Below are 18,374 nucleotides of genomic sequence, written 5' to 3'. Positions count from 1 at the left end.
GTCTTTCGAACGAGGCGTCTTGCGGACGAGGCGTTTCTCGGGCGAGGCGTCTTGCGGACGGGACGTCCTCCGAAGGAGGTGCCTTCCGAACGGACGTAGGTGAGGCCGCTGTTGGCATCGCGGAAGAGGCCTTATCGACGGCCCCGTGCCGCCGCGATGTCTCAAAGGGGCTTGTTCAACGGCCTGTTCCGGGCGGTGCCGCATGTTCTGCCACACAACTGCGCATTCAGGGGCGGACATTGCCTGTTGTTTAACGAGCCTGTCACAGCGCAGTTGGGTGTAGAACCGCCGGCCTGCCGGGCACGTCACCTACCAGTGACACTTTGACGCCGCACGTCCGGGGAGATTCATGAAGCGCAGATGGTCGCTCATCACCGCGATCGCCGTATTGACCGTCGCGCTGGCTTTCGTCGTCGTCCAACTGGTGCGCGGGCAGGGCGCCGGGAATCAGCAGGCCGGTGCGAATCCGTCCGCACCCGGGGCGGGCACCGACGCCGAGGCGCTGCGCGGCGTCGGGTGGTGGCCCCTGCACCAGTCCGGCACCGCGAAGGCGGGTGAGCGCGACGCCGTGGTCGGCGGTGGCACGCAGTGGACCGAAGGCCCCACGGGCGGCGCCCTGCGGCTGGACGGCACCAGCGGGTACGCGGACACCGGCATCCGGCTCGACACCGTGGGCAAGGACTACTCGATCGCCGCGCGGGTGCGGCTCACCGACGAGGACATGAACGGCTTCCACACCGCCGTGTCCCAGGACGGCGACCGGATCAGCACGTTCTTCCTCCAGTACTCCGGCCAGGACAGGAACTTCGCGTTCAGTTTCACCGGCGCCCGTACCGTCGCGGAGCAGACCGAGAAGCCGCAGCCCGGCCGCTGGTACCACCTCACCGGCACGTACAGCCAGAAGGACCACCGGATGCGGCTCTACGTCGACGGCCGGCTGGCGGGCAGCCGGGCGGCCGCCACCTCGGTGAAGCCCACCGGCGCAGTGGTGATCGGGCGCGCCGAGTTCGACGGGAAGCCGGCCGACTACTGGAAGGGCGACATCGCCGAAGTGCATGTCTACGACCGGGAACTGACGGCAGCTCAGGTGCAGTCGCTGTCCTCTCGCGAACCGGGCTGACGGTGATCCCGGGGCGGGTTCATCGCCGCCGCAGGCCGGCGGACACGCCGCCCGGAGCGTACGACCGCTCGCGGCGGCATCCGCCGGCTCTCCCGGAGCCGGCCATCCCGTCTCGCCCACTGATGACCGGAGAGGAAAAGGCCCTTGTCGGCCAGCACTTCGACCGAAGACCGCGTACCCCGCCCCGCCCCGGCGGCAGGCGGCTCCGACGAGTTCCTCAGAGCCCTCTACGACTTCCACGGCAGCGCGCTGCTCCAGTTCGCCGCCCGGCGGCTGGAGGGTGACTGGCACCGCGCCGAGGACGTCCTCCAGGAGGTCGCGATACGCGCCTGGCGGCACGCGGGGGAACTCGACCCGACCGCGGACTCGGTACGGCCGTGGCTGTTCACCGTGCTGCGCAACCTCGTCATCGACGGGCACCGGGCCCGCCAGGCCAGGCCGCCCGAGGGCGGCGACCCGGAACTCGCCCACCTGACGGTGCCCGACGACGTGGACCACATCCTCACCTCCCAGGTGCTCGTCGAGGCGTTAGGCGACCTGCGGCCGGCGCAGCGCGAGGTCCTGCTGCACGTGCACTACCTGGGGCGCAGCGTCAACCAGACGGCCCAGGTCCTCGGCGTTCCGCCGGGCACGGTCAAGTCGCGGACGCACTACGCCGCCCGCGCCCTGCGGGAGGCGCTGCACATCCGCGGGCTGCGGGGGGACGGCCTCGACCGCGAGGCCGGTTGAGACTCACGCGAAGCGCCCCACGTGCCGGGTGATCTCCAGGCCGAGCGGTCCGGTGTCGAGCGAGCCGCCGGCGCCGGCCCGCCAGCGCCATCCGGCGGGCGTCTCGCCGAGCACCAGCAGCGCGTCGCCGCGTCCCATGCCGTCCAACGCCCCCTCCCGCCGCGGGAGCTGCGAGGCGTCCACGACGAACAGGTGCGGCGCCTCGCCCCGGACGGCGATCCGGCTGCTGCCCTCGATCAGCCGGTAGATCTGGGTGACGTCGGACGCGTCGGGCGCCGGCTGTCCCGGGCCCGCCGAAGCCGCCTTGGCGAACGCCTCCTCCAGCGTGGCCGCGGTGTGCAGCCGCGAGCTCCGCGGCGCGTCGCCGGCCACGAGCCCGTCGCCGGCCAGGGACCCCACCAGGGTGACCTCGGCGAGAGCGCCCACCGGGCTGGTGAGCGTCTCGGTGATGACGGCCCGCACCAGGCTGCGCACCTCCGCGTCCGGGCCCGTCACGGAGATGGGGCCCGCCGCCCGGGAGAGGTCGACCAGCACCCGGTCGGCGCCGTCCAGTCCGACGGTCACGGTCAGCGCGTACGGCAGGGCCGGTTCGCCCTCCGGGCCGGGGCGGTGCAGGTCGTCGAGCGAGGCCGTCCAGCGCTCGCCGTCCGCCTCGGCGGTCCAGGGCGCGGGGGCGGTCTCCTCCGCGCCGGCCAGCAGCAGTCCGAGCCGCTCCTCGGAGTAGACGACGGCGTACAGGTCGGGCAGCGACCGGCCGGAGCGCAGGCACTCGCCCGTCAGCCGGCGCAGGCCCGCGTTGACCATGTCCAGCGCCTCCCGCCCCGTGACGGCGGCCGAGGCGGCGGCGGGCTTCGGCGGGCGGGACCGCCGCTCGGTGACGACCAGCGCGGCCACCGCCCCGATCAGCGCCAGCCCCAGCACCACGGCCAGCACGTACCAGATCATCTTCTGACTCCTTGTCGGGACGCCCCGGCGGCGGAGCCGGGACGGCGGAAACGGGCGGCGCCGCGGCCAAGTCGCGGCGCAGTGCACCCGAAGGCCACTACGGAGCGGGCCCGCGGATGGTTCACGTGCGCGCGGGTGAACCATCCACGGGCCGGATCCGTAGGTCTCGTCAGTGGCACGGAAGCCGGCGAGCACGGCTCCCGCGGCCCCCGTTCACGCAGGCTGGAGGACGTTTCGTGTCGTTGATGTTGACCGTGGTCGAGGAGGGCGGTGACGCGTTCGACGTCCACCTCGACGCCGACCCCGACACGCCCCTGGGCGCCGTCGCGGAGGCGCTGGCCGGGGTGGGAGGCGTCCACCGGCCCCCGGAGGGCCTCGGCCTGTACGCCGGCGACCGCCTGCTCCCCGCCGACCAGCGGCTGCGGGACTCGCCGCTGCACCACGCGGCCGTCGTCGGCCTGGGCCGCCCGGCGGGCACGTCGTCGGCCGAACCGGACGGGCTGGTGGAGGTCCGGGCGGTCGGCGGGACCGGGGCGGGCGCGGTGCACCGCCTCGACATCGGTGAGTACCGGATCGGCCTGGCGCACGACGGGAGCGCCCAGGTGCTGCGCACCGTGCCGCACCGGCCGTTCGCCGTTCTGATGGTGGGCCCCGGAGGGCGCTGCCGGGTGGCGCCGGACGCGGCCGCGCCGGACGGCGACGCCCCGCAACTCGACCGCGAGGACCTCGCCGAGGCCACCGCCTGGCCGGCCGGCGCGCAGCTCCTCGTCGGCGGCCGCCTGCTCGAACTCGCCCTGCCGCAGCGGCCGGACGCGGCCGTGCAGCCGTCGGAGGACGGCGCCGGCTGGGACTACAACAGGCCGCCGCGGCTGCGGCCGCCCGAGACCGCCACCCGCTTCACGCTGCCCTCCCCGCCCGCGTCGCCCGCCGCCCGCCCGCTGCCGTGGATCACCGCGCTCGCCCCGCTGGTGATGGCGGTGGCCGGCGCGCTGGTCTTCGGCCGGATGTCGATGCTGCTGTTCGGGCTGCTCTCCCCGGTCGCGATCGTCGGCAACTACCTGGTGAGCCGCCGCAGCGGACGCCAGTCCCACACGGACTCGGTCGCCGCCTACGAGGAGAAGAAGGCGCGCATCGAGGGCGACGCGAAGCAGGCCCTGGCGGCCGAACGCACCGCCCGGCGCCGCGGCTTCCCGGACCCGGCCGAGGTCGTCCTGACCGCCGTCGGCCCCCGGCGCCGCCTGTGGGAGCGCCGCACCTCGGACGCCGACTTCCTGGAACTGCGCATCGGGACCGCCGACCTGCCCTCCGACGTGGTGCTCCAGGACCCGACCAAGGACGAACACCGCCGCCAGGACCCGTGGACCGCGTACGACGTCCCGGTGACCGTTCCGCTGCGTCAGCACGACGTGCTGGGTATCGCCGGCGAGGGGCCGGTCGCCCGCGCCGTGGCGCAGTGGGCGGTCGCCCAGGCCGCCGTCCTGCACAGCCCCCGCGACCTCCAGATCCACCTGCTGACGACCGGCGGCCCGGGCCGGGACGGCTGGTCCTGGCTGCGCTGGCTGCCGCACGTGCGGAAGAAGTCCGGCGACACCCCGGCCAGCATCGGCTACGGCACGGAGACCTGCGCCCGGCGGGTCGCCGAACTGACCGCGCTGATCGCCGAGCGCGCCGGCCGGGAGGACCGGCGGAACCGGCCCGCCGGCCCCGACGTGCTCGTCGTCCTCGACGGGGCCCGCAGGCTCCGTTCGCTGCCCGGCGTGGCGCAGATCCTGCGCGACGGACCGGCCGTCGGCGTCCGCGCGGTCTGCCTGGACGCCGAGGAGCGGCTGCTGCCCGAGGAGTGCCAGGCCGTCGTCGCCGAGGAGCCCGGCGGAACGGTGCGGGTGGGACGCTCCGGGAAGGCCACCGTCGGGGGCATCCGGCCCGACGCGGTGTCCCTGGACTGGTGCCGTTCGCTGGCCCGGGCGATGGGCCCGATGCGGGATCCGGGCGGGGCCGACGAGGAGGCCGCGGTGCTGCCCGGTGCCGCGCGGCTGCTCGACGTGCTCGCCCTCGACCCGCCGCAGGCCGCCGGTATCCGGGCGCGCTGGACGGCCGGGGGCCGCTCGACCCGGGCGGCCGTCGGCGTCTCCCTGGACGGCCCGTTCCACCTGGACCTGAAGCGCGACGGCCCGCACGGGCTGGTCGCCGGCACCACCGGCTCCGGCAAGTCCGAACTCCTGCAGACGCTGGTCGCCTCGCTCGCGGTGGCGAACCGTCCGGACGCGATGACGTTCGTCCTCGTCGACTACAAGGGCGGCTCCGCGTTCAAGGACTGCGTGGACCTGCCGCACACCGTCGGCATGGTCACCGACCTCGACGCGCACCTCGTCGAGCGGGCCCTGGTGTCGCTGACGGCGGAGCTCACCCGGCGCGAGCACATCCTCGCCGCGGTCGGCGCCAAGGACATCGAGGACTACGTCGAGCTGCTGGAGCGGAACCCGGCGGGCCGCGAGCCGATGCCGAGGCTGCTCATCGTCATCGACGAGTTCGCCTCGATGGTGCGCGATCTGCCGGACTTCGTGAAGGGCCTGGTCAACATCGCGCAGCGGGGCCGCAGCCTCGGCATCCACCTGATCCTGGCGACGCAGCGCCCCAGCGGCGTCGTGTCCTCGGAGATCCGCGCCAACACCAACCTGCGGATCGCGCTCCGGGTGACGGACGCCGGCGAGAGCACGGACGTCCTCAACTCCCCGGAGGCCGCCGGGATCGCGCAGAGCACGCCGGGCCGCGCCTATGTGCGCCTCGGCCAGAACTCCCTGGTGCCGTTCCAGTCCGGACGGGTCGGCGGCCGCCGGCCCGGTGCCTCGGCGAGCTCGCTGCCGGCGCCCTGGGTGGTGCCGGTCGGCTGGGAGCGGCTCGGCGAACCGCTGCCGCCGCGGCCCCGCGCCGCGGCCGCCCCCGCCGAGGTGGAGACCGACCTCGCCGGACTCGTCCGGGCGATCCGCGAGGCGGACCGGGAGATGGGCATCCCCGCGCAGCACAGCCCCTGGCTGCCGCCGCTGCCCGAGCAGCTGGTGACCGGCGAACTGCCGCCGGCCCCGGCCTCGGACTACGACCTCGGGCCCGTCGCGTACGGCGTGGTGGACCTGCCGGCCCAGCAGTCCCGGCTCCCCCTGGTGATCGACCCCGCGACCCTGACCCACCTGCACATCATCGGCTCGCCCCGGCAGGGCAGGTCGCAGACGCTGCGCACCATCGCCGGCACCCTGGCCTTCGCCCACTCCGCGGACCGGCTGCACATGTACGGCATCGACTGCGGCAACGGCGCCCTGCTGGCCATGGAGGGGCTGCCGCACTGCGGCGCCGTCACCCAGCGCACCCAGCCCGACCGGGTGGCCCGGCTGCTCGCCCGGCTCACGACGGAGCTCGCCCGGCGGCAGGAGCTGCTCGCCGCCCACGGCAGCGCCGACCTGCCGGAGCTCCGCCGCAGCCTGCCGGAGGCCGAACGGCCGCCGCACATCGTGCTGTTCATCGACCGGTGGGAGGTCTTCGACAAGCAGCTCGGCGAGTACGACGCCGGGAACCTGCTGACCGGCGTGCTGAACCTGCTCCGGGACGGCGGGAGCGTCGGCATCCACCTGGTGATGACCGGCGACCGGGCGCTGTTCTCCAGCCGGGTCAACGGCTCCACCGAGGACAAGCTCGTACTGAAGCTGAACGAGAAGTCCGAGTACGGGATGATCGGCATCACCCAGCGGAACGTGCCCGACGAGATCCCGCCGGGCCGCGCCTTCCGCGCCGCCGACAAGGCGGAGGTGCAGATCGCGCTCCTCACGGACAACCCGGAGGGCCAGGCGCAGGCCGCGGCGCTCCAGCAGATCGCCGAGTACTGCCGCGCGCAGGCGGCCCACCTGCCCGCCGCCACCCGGCCGTTCCGCGTCGACACCCTGCCGGACCGGCTCACCTGGGAGGAGGCGGTCCGGTACCTGCCGCAGCCGCTGCCCTCCGCACGGTGGGCGCTGTCCGGTGTCGGCGGCGACGAACTCACCGCGTTCGGACCGGACTTCAGCATCACGCCGACGTTCCTCGTCGCCGGTCCCGCCCGCTCGGGCCGCAGCACCGTCCTGGCGACGCTGGCCCTGTCGCTGCTGTCGGTCGGGACGTCCGTCGTCATCGGCGCGCCCGCCCGGTCGCCGCTGCGCCGACTCGCCGGACGGCCCGGGGTCCTCGCGGTCTTCGACGAGGCCGACATCGACCCCACCGCGCTGGAGCAGGCGCTGGCGTCCGCGCCGAAGGGGGCCGTGGTGATCCTGGACGACGCCGACCTGCTGCTGAAGTCGAAGGCCGAGCCGGTCCTCACGCCGATCGCCAAGTCCGGTGCCGAGACCGGCCGGGGCCTGGTGATCGCCGGGCAGACCGACCGGCTCTCCTCCGGGTTCTCCGGCTGGCACACCGAGGCCCGCCGCAACCGGTGCGGCCTGCTGCTGAAGCCGCAGAACATGAGCGACGGCGAACTGATCGGCGTCAAGGTGCCCCGCAGCCGCCTTGGCGCGACCCGCCCCGGCCGGGCGATCCTGCACCTGGGCGACGGCGTGCTGCGCACCGTGCAGGTCCCGGAGACGGTGCTCCCGCCGGCCGGCAGCTGAGGCCCACGGCAGAGGGCTCCCACCCCGGCGGCGGCCGGGGCGGGAGCCCTCACGCATTCCGGGACGCGGCCCGGATCAGGTCGATCCCTCCACGTAGCTGGGGTCTTGCACGGTCGTGCCCTTCGTGCCGCCGGGGACGGCCCCGTTGATCGCCCAGCCGAGACCGGCCACGCCGATGAGGTTCGAGCTCTGGTCGAACCACGTCCCCGTCTTGATCCAGATGTTGTTGAGGCCCGGCAGCTGCTTGAGCACGTCCGGGATCTTCATCGTCCCGTTGGGGAACTTCGACAGGATGTTTCCGACGAAGGCCGTCGGATCCTTGAACCCGGTGAACCCCTTGATGGCCGGGCCCACGCTCTTGATGTTGATCTGGATCGTCTTGAGATCGTTCCCGACGGTCTTGAGGGTGTTCGCGATCCCGCCCAAATTGGCGATCTTGACGAGGCCGATGCCGCCGAGCACCAGCCCCAGACCGCTCAGGACCATGTCGAGGATGTCCCACTCGCCTGACTGGATGCTGTCGACGATATTCATGATGAACGGGATGGCCGCGGTGACCAGACTGGCGATCGTCAGGATGAGCCCGAGGCCCTGGAGTCCGGGGATGAGCATGGCGATGATCCCCAGGGCGGCGCTGATGAAGCCGAGCACCTTCTTGAAGACGTCCTTGATCTTGTCCCACAGGCTCTTGCCGCCGACCGCCTCGCCCGACGCCTCGTCCAGGGCACGGGCCGCCGTCGAGGCGTCCGACTCGCGCAGCTCCCGGGCGTCCTCGGCGAGCATCCGGGCGGCGTCGAGGTCCCGCTGGGCGGCGTCGGCGTCCCCCTGCGCCGCGGACTGGTCGTGCCGGGCGTTCTCCATGGCCTGCCGCGCACTGCGCCGGGCCGCCTCGTCGTCGGGCGGTGGCGGGGCGGCCGAGTCCAGGCCACTGATCACGGAGCCGGCCGCGGCGGCGGCGTCGGTGGCCCGCCGCAGCCGCTCCTTGGCGTCCCGCCCGTCGACCATGGCGTTGTCCGCCTTGCGCTGATGGTCCGCCAGCTGGTCGGCGTACGTGTCCAGCGCACGGGCCGCCTTGTCGTACGAACTGTGCAGCTTCTCCACCTGGTTGGCCAGGTCTCCGAGCTTGTCCCGGAGCTTGTCCATGGCCTTGCCCTCGCCGAGCTGGCTGTTCTTCAGGCCGCTGACGATGGGGAGCGCCTGGTCCGCGTCGTTCGCGACGGCCCGGTACCGGCCCGCGAGCGTCGTGAGCATCTCCGCATCGCCCGGCGTCGGGTCGTCCGAGAACCCGAAGACCGTCTCCCACTCGGACACCGCTGGCCGCGCCATTGCCGCGCCCTCACTTTCCGTTCTCGTCCATGCCCTGCGGGCCCTGTGCGGCCGGCGCAGCCGTGCCCTTGCTCTGCACCTTCACGAAGCGCAGCGTCCCCGCGATGGCGTCGAACACCTCGAAGAACTGGTCCTTGAGCTCCACGTTGGGCGTGGAGCTGGAGACCACCAGGTACTCGCGGCGGCCCGGGATCGGGAACAGCGTGTGCAGCAGCGCCGTGCGCACCGGCGTGCCCTTGTAGTCGATGTCCTCGATCGAGGCGATCCGCCCGACCGGCCCGACCTCCGGAAGCTCCAACAGCTCCACCTCGCGCGGCGGGTACCCACTGCTCTGCGGGCCGTCGGCCTGCATACCGGCCCCGAACAGCACCTCGGCCAGGTCCGCAGACTGGTCGTCCGGCACGGGCATCCGCACCACGACGGAGGTGGCGCTGAGCATCGAGTCCCCGCCGGGGAACGCCACCATGCCCGCCGCCTGGAGCGCCCCCCGGGCGTGGGCCTCGCGGGCCGTGTGCCGGGTGGTGCGGATCAGGCCGTCGAGCCGCTCGCGGGAGAGCTGCGGAACTCCCCTCGCCTGGTGCTCGATCCGGCGGCGGATGGACGCGTCCCGGGTGCTCGGGTCGAGGTCCAGGTACCACCACGAACCGGGGTAGCGCAGCTTGTAGTGCGCGGGTGCCCCCGGAGTCCGGTCCGTGACCGGATGCGTCATGACGCGTGTCCCTTCTGCTAACAGGCTCTCGTCAGGTCTTCTTGGACTCGTCCAGCGCCTTGACGGTCTCGTCGTCCGTCTGCGTGAAGGCGTCGGAGATCTTCTTCGTGTTCTCGGAGAAGACCTTCACGTTGTCCTGCACCTTCTCGTGGCCCTCGCTCCACTTGTAGTCGAAGTACGCGAGGGATTCGGCGAGCGTCGAATCGCCCACGTCGCTCTTCGACCCGACGTCGCTGAGCCGCGCGGTGTTGTTGATCCGCTCCCCGATGTCCTCAAGCGACTTGACCGTCTCGTTCAGGTCCTCGACGGGGACGCTGATGCGGGTCATCGGCTCCTCCTCTCCGGCCGGTACCGTCCGGTCCCGCCCTCCGGCCGGAGGGCGGGACCGGACACGGGGCCACGTCAGCCGATGGCGCCGGACGTCTGGTCGTCGGTGTCGACGAACGCGTCGGCGACCTGCTTGATGAACTCGCTGACGCCCTGCAGGCCCTCGATCGCCTTCTCGGTGCCGTTCTTGTACTCCTCCCAGAACGGACGGAACTTGGACTCGGAACCGGGGGTGGCGTAGGCCGCCTCGACCATCTCGTCCATCTTGGTGTTGGCCTCGTGGAGGCTCTGCTGCATCAGTTCCTTCTGGTGCTGCAGCCAGGTCGAGGCCTCCCGCATCTCCTCCGGGCTGATCTTGATGTTGCCGCCGGCCATGTCGGTTCCTTCTCTCTTTGCGGATCGCCGCGGCCGCTCGGCCGCTCACACCCGGCAGTACGGGGCACCTGCCAGGGCGGTTCATGCCTGTTGCGGAACGGTGACGAAAGTGCCTGAACACGAACATGAGCCGGGCCGCGGGCCGGGCCCGCTCGCCGACGCGGGGGCTGCCGCCGCGTCCGGAACGCGTCCCCTCGTGTGCGCGGACCGCCGTCGGCCCGAGGTTTGGGCCGTGCGCGCCGCCGGAACGGCATCCGCGCTGGACAGGGGCGGCCTTCCGGCGCGACGACGCGTCCGGCCGTACGGAGTGCTGAGGGGGAGTCGGCCACATTGTCGGCTCCTGGCCGGTTCGCGCACCTTGTGGGTGATTTGCGGCCCGACCTAACCTCGGCCGCGTTCCGGCCCGTTCACGCCACCGGCACGCGGTGGTCCCGCGTGCCCGAGGAGGTTGTCGCATGCCCGAGTTCTCCGAGCCGATCGAGGTCGAACCTTCCGTTGCCGAGGCCAACCGGAGGATCACCGAGACGATCCCGCCGGACTCCGAGGACTTCGAGGACGCCGGGCGGGGGCTGCTCGCACTGCCCGCGATCCCCGCGATCCCGGCCCGCCGCGAGGGGGACCGGACGGTGTGGAGCTTCGCCGCCTACGACTTCCTGAGCGACTCCGAGGTGTCCGACGCCCCGCCGTCCGTCAACGCGAGCCTGTGGCGCCAGGGCATGCTCACCGCGCAGGCCGGGCTCTTCCAGGTCACGTCCCACGAGCACGGCGCGATCTACCAGGTCCGCGGCTACGACCTGTCCAACATGACCCTCATCGAAGGCGATGCGGGGATCGTCGTCATCGACCCGCTCGCCAGCTACGAGACCGCCCAGTGGGCGCTCAAGCTCTACCGGGACACCACCGGGAGCCGGCGGCCGATCGCCGGCATCATCTACACCCACAGCCACGTCGACCACTTCGGCGGCGTCCGGGGCCTGTTCAACGAGCGCGACGACGTGGTCGACACCGCCATCCCGATCATCGCGCCCGACGGCTTCCTGGAGCACGCCGTCAGCGAGAACGTCTACGCCGGCCCGGCCATGGCCCGCCGCTCGGAGTACATGTACGCGGCCAAGCTCGACAAGGGCCCGCACGGGCAGATCGGCGCCGGCCTCGGGCTGACCATCTCCACCGGCGAGGTCACCCTCCTCCCGCCGAACGTCAGCATCGGCGGCAGCGGCACCGCCCCCGTTCCCCGCGACCAGTGGTCCGCCGAGGACGTCATCCCCTGGCGGCCCGGCCTCTACCGGCAGCTCATCGACGGGATCCGGCTGGTCTTCCAGCTCACGCCCGGCACCGAGGCCCCGGCCGAGATGAACATCTACCTCCCGCAGGCCCGTGCCCTGTGCGCCGCGGAGAACGCCACCCACACCCTGCACAACCTCCTCACCCTGCGCGGCGCCCAGGTCCGCGACGCCCACGCCTGGTCGAAGTACCTCACCGAGACGATCCAGACCTTCGGCGACCACACCGACGTCGAGTTCGCCTCGCACCACTGGCCGCGCTGGGGCAAGGAGAAGATCGTCGAGTACCTGAGCGTCCAGCGGGACCTCTACGGCTACCTCAACGACCAGTCGCTGCGGCTGATCAACGCGGGCAGGACGGGCATCGAGATCGCCGAGGAGCTGGAACTGCCCGAGTCCCTCGCGGCCCACTGGTACACGCGCGGCTACTACGGCTCCCTCAGCCACGACCTCAAGGCCGTCTACCAGCGGTACATGGGCTGGTTCGACGGCAACCCCGCCCACCTGTGGAACCTCCCCCCGGCCAAGGCGGGCGTCCACTACGTCGAGGCCATGGGCGGCGTCGACGCCGTCGTGGCGAAGGCACAGGAGGCGTACGACCGCCAGGAGTACCGCTGGACCGCCGAGCTCCTCAACCACGTCGTCTTCGGCCACCCCGAGGACAACGCCTCGGCCAAGGAGCTCCAGCGGAAGGCCCTGACCCAGCTCGGCTACGGCTCCGAGAACGGCACCTGGCGCAACTTCTTCCTCACCGGCGCCGACGAACTGGCCCGCGGCATCGAACGCCCCGCCAACCAGGAGCCCGGCGACCTCGTCCTCAGCATGACCCTGGAGCAGTACTTCGCCACCCTCGCCCGCACCGTCGACGGCCCCACCGCCGCCCGCGAGCAGAGCGACCCGATCGTCCTCCAGTGGCTGATCGGCGGCGCCGAGGAGGAGACCTGCACCACGACGCTGCGCAACGGCGTCCTCGTCTACGTACCCGGCAAGGACCAGTTCGCCGGGACACCGCAGACCGTGATCAAGCTGTCCCGCGAGGCCCTCGACGGCCTGATGTACGGGCCCGCCGGCTTCAAGGGCGCCTTCGACGCCGCCGTGCGCGACGGCGTCGTCCAGATCCCCGAGGGCAAACAGGAATACGCGGACACGGTGTTCGGCTACCTGACCGCCCCCGACCCCTCCTTCCCGATCGTCGCCCCGGCCGTCTCCGAGCGGTAGCCGTCCGGACGACGAGCAAGGCCCCGGTCTCCGGCCGGGGCCTTCCCCGTTGCGGTCCGGATGACGGGAAGTCCACCCGCAGGCACTGCATTTCGGACAGCCGCCGAATTCTGTCGGCCCACGCCGAGCCGGTGCGCGGCGAAAACCCTGTGCCGCCCGGGCGCTGTCGGACTTTGCGCGTGGAGCGCTGCCCTCTGGTGGCTATTTCCAAACCGGGCACGCGAGTTCGGGGGGTAGCGCGAACGGTCAGGCTCTTCATGGGGCTTGCCGTTGTCATTTGGAGTGCGGCACGCCGGCTTTCCTCGCGCCGATGAGTCCTCTGCCGGGAGGGCGAAGCCGCTTGAATTGCCAGGAAGTTCTGTTCTGTCCTGCTGATTCGGAGCACGTCCGATGTCCGTGGATCGGCGTCTTCCCGTTTCGGCCGGGAAGGTTTTCCCCGGCGGGGAACGGGTGTTGCCATGCCGCATGGCCGGAAGTGTCTCTTTACCCGGCGGGGCGCACCCGGGAATCTGGTGATGGTTCTCAGCCCCGATCTTGGCTGACACCGACATGCGAGGGGGCGTAGTGAGGGGGCGTTGAACTTCAACGAACAAGGTCGACGGGCGCGATACGGCTTCCCGGCCCAGTGGCGCGAACCGCACTGATCGATGCGGTGCCGACCTCTTCTCTGCTTTTCGGCGATGGAACCCTCACGCCGCCGAAAGTCCCGATATTGCTTTCACGCGAATCCGTCACGCCCCGAGCAGGTCGGCTGCCACTGCATCCGGGCTGCCGGTAAGTGCTGCCGAAATCTTCCCGACGGTGCCCGGTCCGGAGCGCTGTCGAAGGGAAACAAGCGACCTCGAAGGAATGTAAAGACGTGGTAATGCTATGCATCTGACTCCGCATGAGCAAGAGCGTTTGATGATCCATGTGGCGGCGGACGTCGCCGAAAAGCGCCGGGCCCGCGGGGTGCGCCTCAATTATCCCGAGGCCGTCGCCCTGTTGACCGTGCACATTCTCGAAGGAGCCCGTGACGGCCGCACCGTTGCCGAACTCATGGCGTCCGGCACGAAGGTGCTCGGCCGTGAGGAGGTCATGGAGGGCGTCCCCGAGATGATCTCGTACGTCCAGGTGGAGGCGACCTTCCCGGACGGCACGAAGCTGGTGACCCTGCACGACCCCGTTCCCCGCCGCGACTGCTGCGCGGAGTCCGACGACGAGTCCCTCGTGCATCCGGGGAGGATCGACCACCCGGAGGAGGCCGGCCGCATCCTCTTCAACAAGGGCCAGGAGACCACCGAACTCACCGTCTGCAACCGGGCCGACCGTCCCGTCCAGGTCGGTTCGCACTATCACTTCGCCGAGGTCAACGACGGCCTGAACTGGAGCGAGGAGGACGGGTCCGACCGCACGTTCAGGGGAGCCGCCTACGGCAAGCGGCTGAACGTCGCCTCCGGCAGTTCGGTGCGGTTCGAGCCCGGTATCCCGCAGTGCGTCGAACTCGTCCGCATCGAGGGCGAACGCCGCGTCCTCGGTCTGCGCGGCCGCGTCGGAGGCGATCTCGATGACTGACCCGACGACCCGCCCGGCACCCGGGACCCCGCCCGGCGACGAGGGCGCGGGCCTGGAGCGTGCCGACTACGCCGACCTGTTCGGTCCGACCGAAGGCGACTGCGTCCGTCTCGCGGACACCCGGCTGCGGATCGAGATCACCGAGGACTGGTCGGGCGGACCGGACCACAGCGGCAACGAGGTGGTCTTCGGCGGCGGCAAGGTGATCCGGGAGTCGATGGGGCAGTCCGCCGTCCCCCGCGACCCCGCGGATCCGCAGTGCCCCAACCCGCCCGACACCGTCATCACCGGTGTCGTGATCCTGGACCACTGGGGAGTGGTGAAGGCTGACGTCGCCCTCCGCGACGGCCGCATCGCCGCGCTCGGCAAGGCGTACAACCACGAGACCATGGACCGCATCCACGACGGCCATCGGCTCGCCACGGACTTCGTCATCGGTCCCGAGACCGAGGTCATCGCCGGCAACGGGAAGATCCTCACCGCGGGCGGGGTCGACACCCACGTCCACTTCATCTGCCCCGAGCAGGTCGGCGAGGCCCTGGCCGCCGGGGTGACCACGCTCATCGGCGGGGGCACCGGGCCGGCCGAGGGCAGCACCGCCACCACGGTCACGCCCGGCCGCTGGCACCTCGCCCGGACCTTCGAGGCGCTGGACTCCTTCCCCGTCAACGTCGGACTGCTCGGCAAGGGCAGCACCGTGTCCGAGGAGTCGCTCCGCAACCAGGTGAACGCCGGCGTGATCGGCTTCAAGATCCATGAGGACTGGGGCGCCACGCCCGCCACCCTCCGCACCTGCCTGCGGGTGTGCCGCGAAACCGGCGTCCAACTGGCCCTGCACGCGGACTCGTTGAACGAGGCGGGCTTCGTCGAGAGCACCCTCGAAGCCATCGGCGACGAGTCCCTGCACGTGTTCCACGTCGAGGGCGCGGGCGGCGGGCACGCCCCGGACATGATCACCATGGTGGGCAGGCCGAACGTGCTGCCCGCGTCCACCAACCCCACCCGGCCGCTGACCGTCAACACGGTCAAGGAGCACTTCGACATGGTGATGGTCTGCCATCACCTCAACCCGGCCGTCCCCGAGGACCTGGCCTTCGCCGATTCCCGCATCCGGCCCTCGACCATGGCCGCCGAGGACATCCTGCACGACCTCGGCGCCATCTCGATCATGTCCTCGGACGCCCAGGCCATGGGCCGGATCGGCGAGACGGTACTGCGGACCTGGCAGACCGCGCACGTCATGAAGGAGCGCCGCGGCTTCCTGCCCGGCGACGGCTGCGTCCGGGACTCCGAGGTCTGCCGGGACCACCCCTCCCCGAACCGGGCCGACAACAACCGCGCCCGGCGGTACGTCGCGAAGTACACCATCAATCCGGCGATCGCCCAGGGCATCGACGCGGAGGTCGGCTCGGTCGAGGTGGGCAAGCTCGCCGACCTGGTGCTGTGGGAGCCGAAGTTCTTCGGGGTCAAGCCCCACATGGTCCTCAAGGGCGGCCAGATCGCCTACGCGCAGGTGGGCGACGCCAACGCCTCCATTCCCACCCCGCAGCCGGTCCTGCCCCGCGCCGTATGGGGCGCCACCGGACTGGCGCCCCGCTCCACCTCGTTCAACTTCGTCACCCAGCAGGCCATCGAGGACGGCCTGCCCGAACGCCTCAAGCTGGGCAAGGAGTTCAAGGCCATCCGCAACACGCGGAACGTCCGCAAAGAACACATGAAGGAGAACGACGCCTGCCCCGACGTCGAGATCGACCCCGACACCTTCGAGGTCATCGTCGGCGGAGCGAAGGTCGAGGACGTGTCCGCGCAGATCGACGGACACGGCGTCGAACGGAACTACGCCACCGAACTGCCCATGGCCCAGCGGTACTTCCTCTTCTGAGGTCCGCGGGCATGGCGAAAGGAGGGGAAGGTGGGCTGCGCACCATGACACGCGCCGCGCTGCTCGTCCTGGTGGACGGCCGGTTCCCTGCCGGAGGGCATGCGCACTCCGGCGGGGCCGAGCCGGCAGTCCGGGCGGGCCGTATCACCGACACCGCGTCGCTCGCGGACTTCTGCCGGGGGCGACTGCACACCGCGGGCCTGGTCGCCGCGGGCCTCGCCGCCGCGGCCGCGGCCGCGGCCGGCCTGGACCCACTGGCGCTGGACGACGCGGCCGACGCCCGGACCCCGGTGCCGGCGTTGCGCTCCACGGCACGGAAGCTGGGCCGCCAGATGATGCGGGCGGCCCGCGCCACCTGGCCGAGCGCCGAACTCGACGCGCTCGCCGCGGCCCGCCCGCGCGGCGCCCACCAGCCCGTCGTCCTGGGCCTGGCCGCCCGGTCCGCCGGCCTGGCCCCCCTGGACGCCGCCCACGCGGCGGCGTACGAAAGCGTCAGCGGTCCGGCCACGGCCGCGGTCCGGCTGCTGAGCCTGGACCCGTTCGACGCCACCGCCGTCCTCGCCCGGCTGGCCGCCGACCTCGACCGGGTGGCCTCCGCGGCCACCCGGGCCGCCGACCGCGTCCCCACCAAGGGGTACGACACCCTCCCCGCGGCCTCGGCACCCCTGCTGGACATCACCGCCGAGGAGCACGCCGCCTGGCCGGTCCGGCTCTTCGCCTCCTGACCCACGCCCATCCCGCACCCGAGCACGGAGCAGTCATGCACCTCGACCACCAGGACGGCTTCCCCGAGCGCCACACCTACAGCGCCGCCGATCCGGTACGCCACGACGGCAGCCGGCGCGCCCTGCGGATCGGCCTGGGCGGCCCGGTCGGCACCGGCAAGACCGCCACCGTCGCGGCCCTGTGCCGCGCGCTGCGCGACGAGCTCTCCATTGCGGTCGTCACCAACGACATCTACACCCGCGAGGACGCGGAGTTCCTGCGGCGCGAGGCGGTGCTGCCCACCGAGCGGATCGCGGCCGTGGAGACCGGCGCCTGCCCGCACACCGCCATCCGCGACGACATCTCCGCCAACCTCGAAGCCGTCGAGGACCTGGAGGAGACCGTCGGCCCGCTCGACCTGATCCTGGTCGAGTCCGGCGGCGACAACCTCACCGCGACGTTCTCCAAGGGCCTGGTCGACGCCCAGGTCTTCGTCATCGACGTCGCCGGCGGCGACGACATCCCGCGCAAGGGCGGCCCCGGCGTCACCACCGCCGACCTGCTGGTGATCAACAAGACCGACCTCGCGCCCTACGTCGGTGTCGACCTCGACGGCATGGCCCGCGACGCCAAGGCCCAGCGCGGCGCACTCCCGGTCGCCTTCACCGCCCTCAAGCAGCCCGACGGCGTCAAGCCGGTCGCTGAATGGGTCCGCGACCGCCTCGCCGACTGGACCGGAAGCGCCGTATGACCCCGACCCTCCACGAAGCCGCGCCGCCGCCCGCGGCGGACACCGTGGGCGTACGCGCCACCGCCCGCATCGCGGCCACCGCGGCGGAAGGCGCCACCAGAATCACCACGCTCGACGGCGACGGCCCCTTCGAACTCCGTCGGCTGCGCCCCCGAGGAGGCTGGGCCCGGGTCATCATCGTCGGCGCCATGAGCGCGCCCCTGGGCGGCGACCGGCTCCGGATCGAGGCCACCGCGGACCACGGCGCGGCACTGCACATCTCCTCCGCCACCGCGACCCTCGCCCTCAAGGGCGCCACGTCCGAACCCGCCACCTATGACGTGCACCTGACCGTCGGAGAGGGGGCCCAACTGCACTGGTCCCCCCAGCCGTTGATCAGCGCCGCCCGCAGCGATCTGCGGCAGACCCTCACCGTCGACCTCGCCGCCACCGCCCGGCTCGTCCTGCGCGAGGAGCAGGCCCTGGGACGCGCCGGAGAACCCCCGGGCCACCTGGCCACCCGCCTCACCGTCCGGCGCGGGGGACGCACCCTCCTGGACCAGCAGGCCGCGTACGGACCGGGGGCGCCCGGCTGGGACGGCCCGGCCGTCCTCTCCCGCTACCGGGCCACCGGCCAACTCCTCCTCGTCGACCCGGCCTTCGCGCACAACCCGGTCGCGCCCCTGCTCCTGACCGCCCCCTCGGAATCGGGCCGGGCCGTGCTGGCCCCGCTCGCCGGCCCCGCGGTCCTGATCACCGCCGTGGCACAGGACGGCCTCCGCCTGCGAAGCCTCCTCGACCGGGCATACCGTGCCGCGTCCGGCCCACCGGACTGAGCGCCGC

At 72.2% G+C, this 18,374-nt stretch carries 14 protein-coding genes; 9 read left to right on the top strand and 5 right to left on the bottom strand.

Annotated features, from left to right (window positions below; all coding sequences use genetic code 11):
• Positions 1–349 precede the first annotated feature (349 nt).
• The gene (locus tag CG747_RS06415; protein ID WP_100600644.1) at positions 350–1,120 is read left to right on the top strand and encodes a LamG domain-containing protein; all 771 of its coding nucleotides are present in this window, start codon (positions 350–352) and stop codon (positions 1,118–1,120) included.
• A 144-nt stretch (positions 1,121–1,264) separates the two neighbouring features.
• Entirely contained in the window at positions 1,265–1,849 is a 585-nt protein-coding gene (locus tag CG747_RS06410; RefSeq protein WP_100600643.1) for a sigma-70 family RNA polymerase sigma factor, read from the top strand.
• A gap of 3 nt (positions 1,850–1,852) precedes the next feature.
• On the opposite strand, the gene CG747_RS06405 is transcribed toward CG747_RS06410, so the two are convergent.
• On the bottom strand, positions 1,853–2,794 hold the full coding sequence (locus CG747_RS06405) for a hypothetical protein (protein ID WP_100600642.1): 942 nt from the start codon (positions 2,792–2,794) through the stop codon (positions 1,853–1,855).
• Positions 2,795–3,039: 245 nt separating this feature from the next.
• Between CG747_RS06405 and CG747_RS06400 the strand changes: the two genes are divergently transcribed.
• Positions 3,040–7,422: an FtsK/SpoIIIE domain-containing protein gene (locus CG747_RS06400; protein ID WP_100600641.1), complete on the top strand. Its 4,383-nt coding sequence runs from the start codon at positions 3,040–3,042 to the stop codon at positions 7,420–7,422.
• Positions 7,423–7,497: 75 nt separating this feature from the next.
• Here CG747_RS06400 and CG747_RS06395 read toward each other — a convergent pair whose 3' ends face one another.
• From CG747_RS06395 to CG747_RS06380, 4 genes are all read right to left on the bottom strand, one after another.
• Positions 7,498–8,733, bottom strand: coding sequence for a hypothetical protein (locus tag CG747_RS06395; protein ID WP_100600640.1), 1,236 nt, complete (start codon positions 8,731–8,733; stop codon positions 7,498–7,500).
• Positions 8,734–8,758: 25 nt separating this feature from the next.
• Entirely contained in the window at positions 8,759–9,457 is a 699-nt protein-coding gene (locus CG747_RS06390) for a hypothetical protein (protein ID WP_100600639.1), read from the bottom strand.
• 31 nt (positions 9,458–9,488) lie between these two features.
• Positions 9,489–9,785 carry a hypothetical protein gene (locus tag CG747_RS06385; protein WP_100600638.1) on the bottom strand — a complete coding sequence of 99 codons (297 nt, stop codon included), beginning with the start codon at positions 9,783–9,785 and terminating at the stop codon, positions 9,489–9,491.
• 74 nt (positions 9,786–9,859) lie between these two features.
• A complete protein-coding gene (locus tag CG747_RS06380; protein ID WP_100600637.1) occupies positions 9,860–10,159 on the bottom strand; it encodes a WXG100 family type VII secretion target in 300 nt (99 codons plus the stop codon).
• Positions 10,160–10,614: 455 nt separating this feature from the next.
• On the opposite strand from CG747_RS06380, the gene CG747_RS06375 reads away from it, so the two are divergent.
• The 6 genes from CG747_RS06375 (at position 10,615) to CG747_RS06350 (ending at position 18,367) form a co-directional block, all read left to right on the top strand.
• Complete coding sequence (locus CG747_RS06375; RefSeq protein WP_100600636.1) at positions 10,615–12,660, top strand: alkyl/aryl-sulfatase; 2,046 nt, start codon at positions 10,615–10,617, stop codon at positions 12,658–12,660.
• 870 nt (positions 12,661–13,530) lie between these two features.
• Entirely contained in the window at positions 13,531–14,214 is a 684-nt protein-coding gene (locus CG747_RS06370; RefSeq protein WP_100600635.1) for an urease subunit gamma, read from the top strand.
• Complete coding sequence (locus CG747_RS06365; protein WP_100600634.1) at positions 14,207–16,096, top strand: urease subunit alpha; 1,890 nt, start codon at positions 14,207–14,209, stop codon at positions 16,094–16,096. Before CG747_RS06370 ends, CG747_RS06365 begins: the two co-directional genes overlap by 8 nt.
• Positions 16,097–16,140: 44 nt before the next feature.
• Positions 16,141–16,821 (top strand): urease accessory protein UreF, encoded by a 681-nt coding sequence (locus CG747_RS06360; RefSeq protein WP_100600633.1) that lies wholly within the window; start codon positions 16,141–16,143, stop codon positions 16,819–16,821.
• Between the two features lie 35 nt (positions 16,822–16,856).
• The gene (ureG, locus tag CG747_RS06355) at positions 16,857–17,552 is read left to right on the top strand and encodes an urease accessory protein UreG (protein ID WP_100600632.1); all 696 of its coding nucleotides are present in this window, start codon (positions 16,857–16,859) and stop codon (positions 17,550–17,552) included.
• A complete protein-coding gene (locus CG747_RS06350) occupies positions 17,549–18,367 on the top strand; it encodes an urease accessory protein UreD (RefSeq protein WP_100600631.1) in 819 nt (272 codons plus the stop codon). Before ureG ends, CG747_RS06350 begins: the two co-directional genes overlap by 4 nt.
• Positions 18,368–18,374 lie beyond the last annotated feature (7 nt).

The organism is Streptomyces sp. CB02959 (assembly GCF_002803155.1).
Classification (GTDB): Bacteria; Actinomycetota; Actinomycetes; order Streptomycetales; family Streptomycetaceae; genus Streptomyces.
The sequence above is the reverse complement of the archived record's forward strand: the minus strand, read 5'-3'. Positions and strand labels throughout refer to the sequence as shown.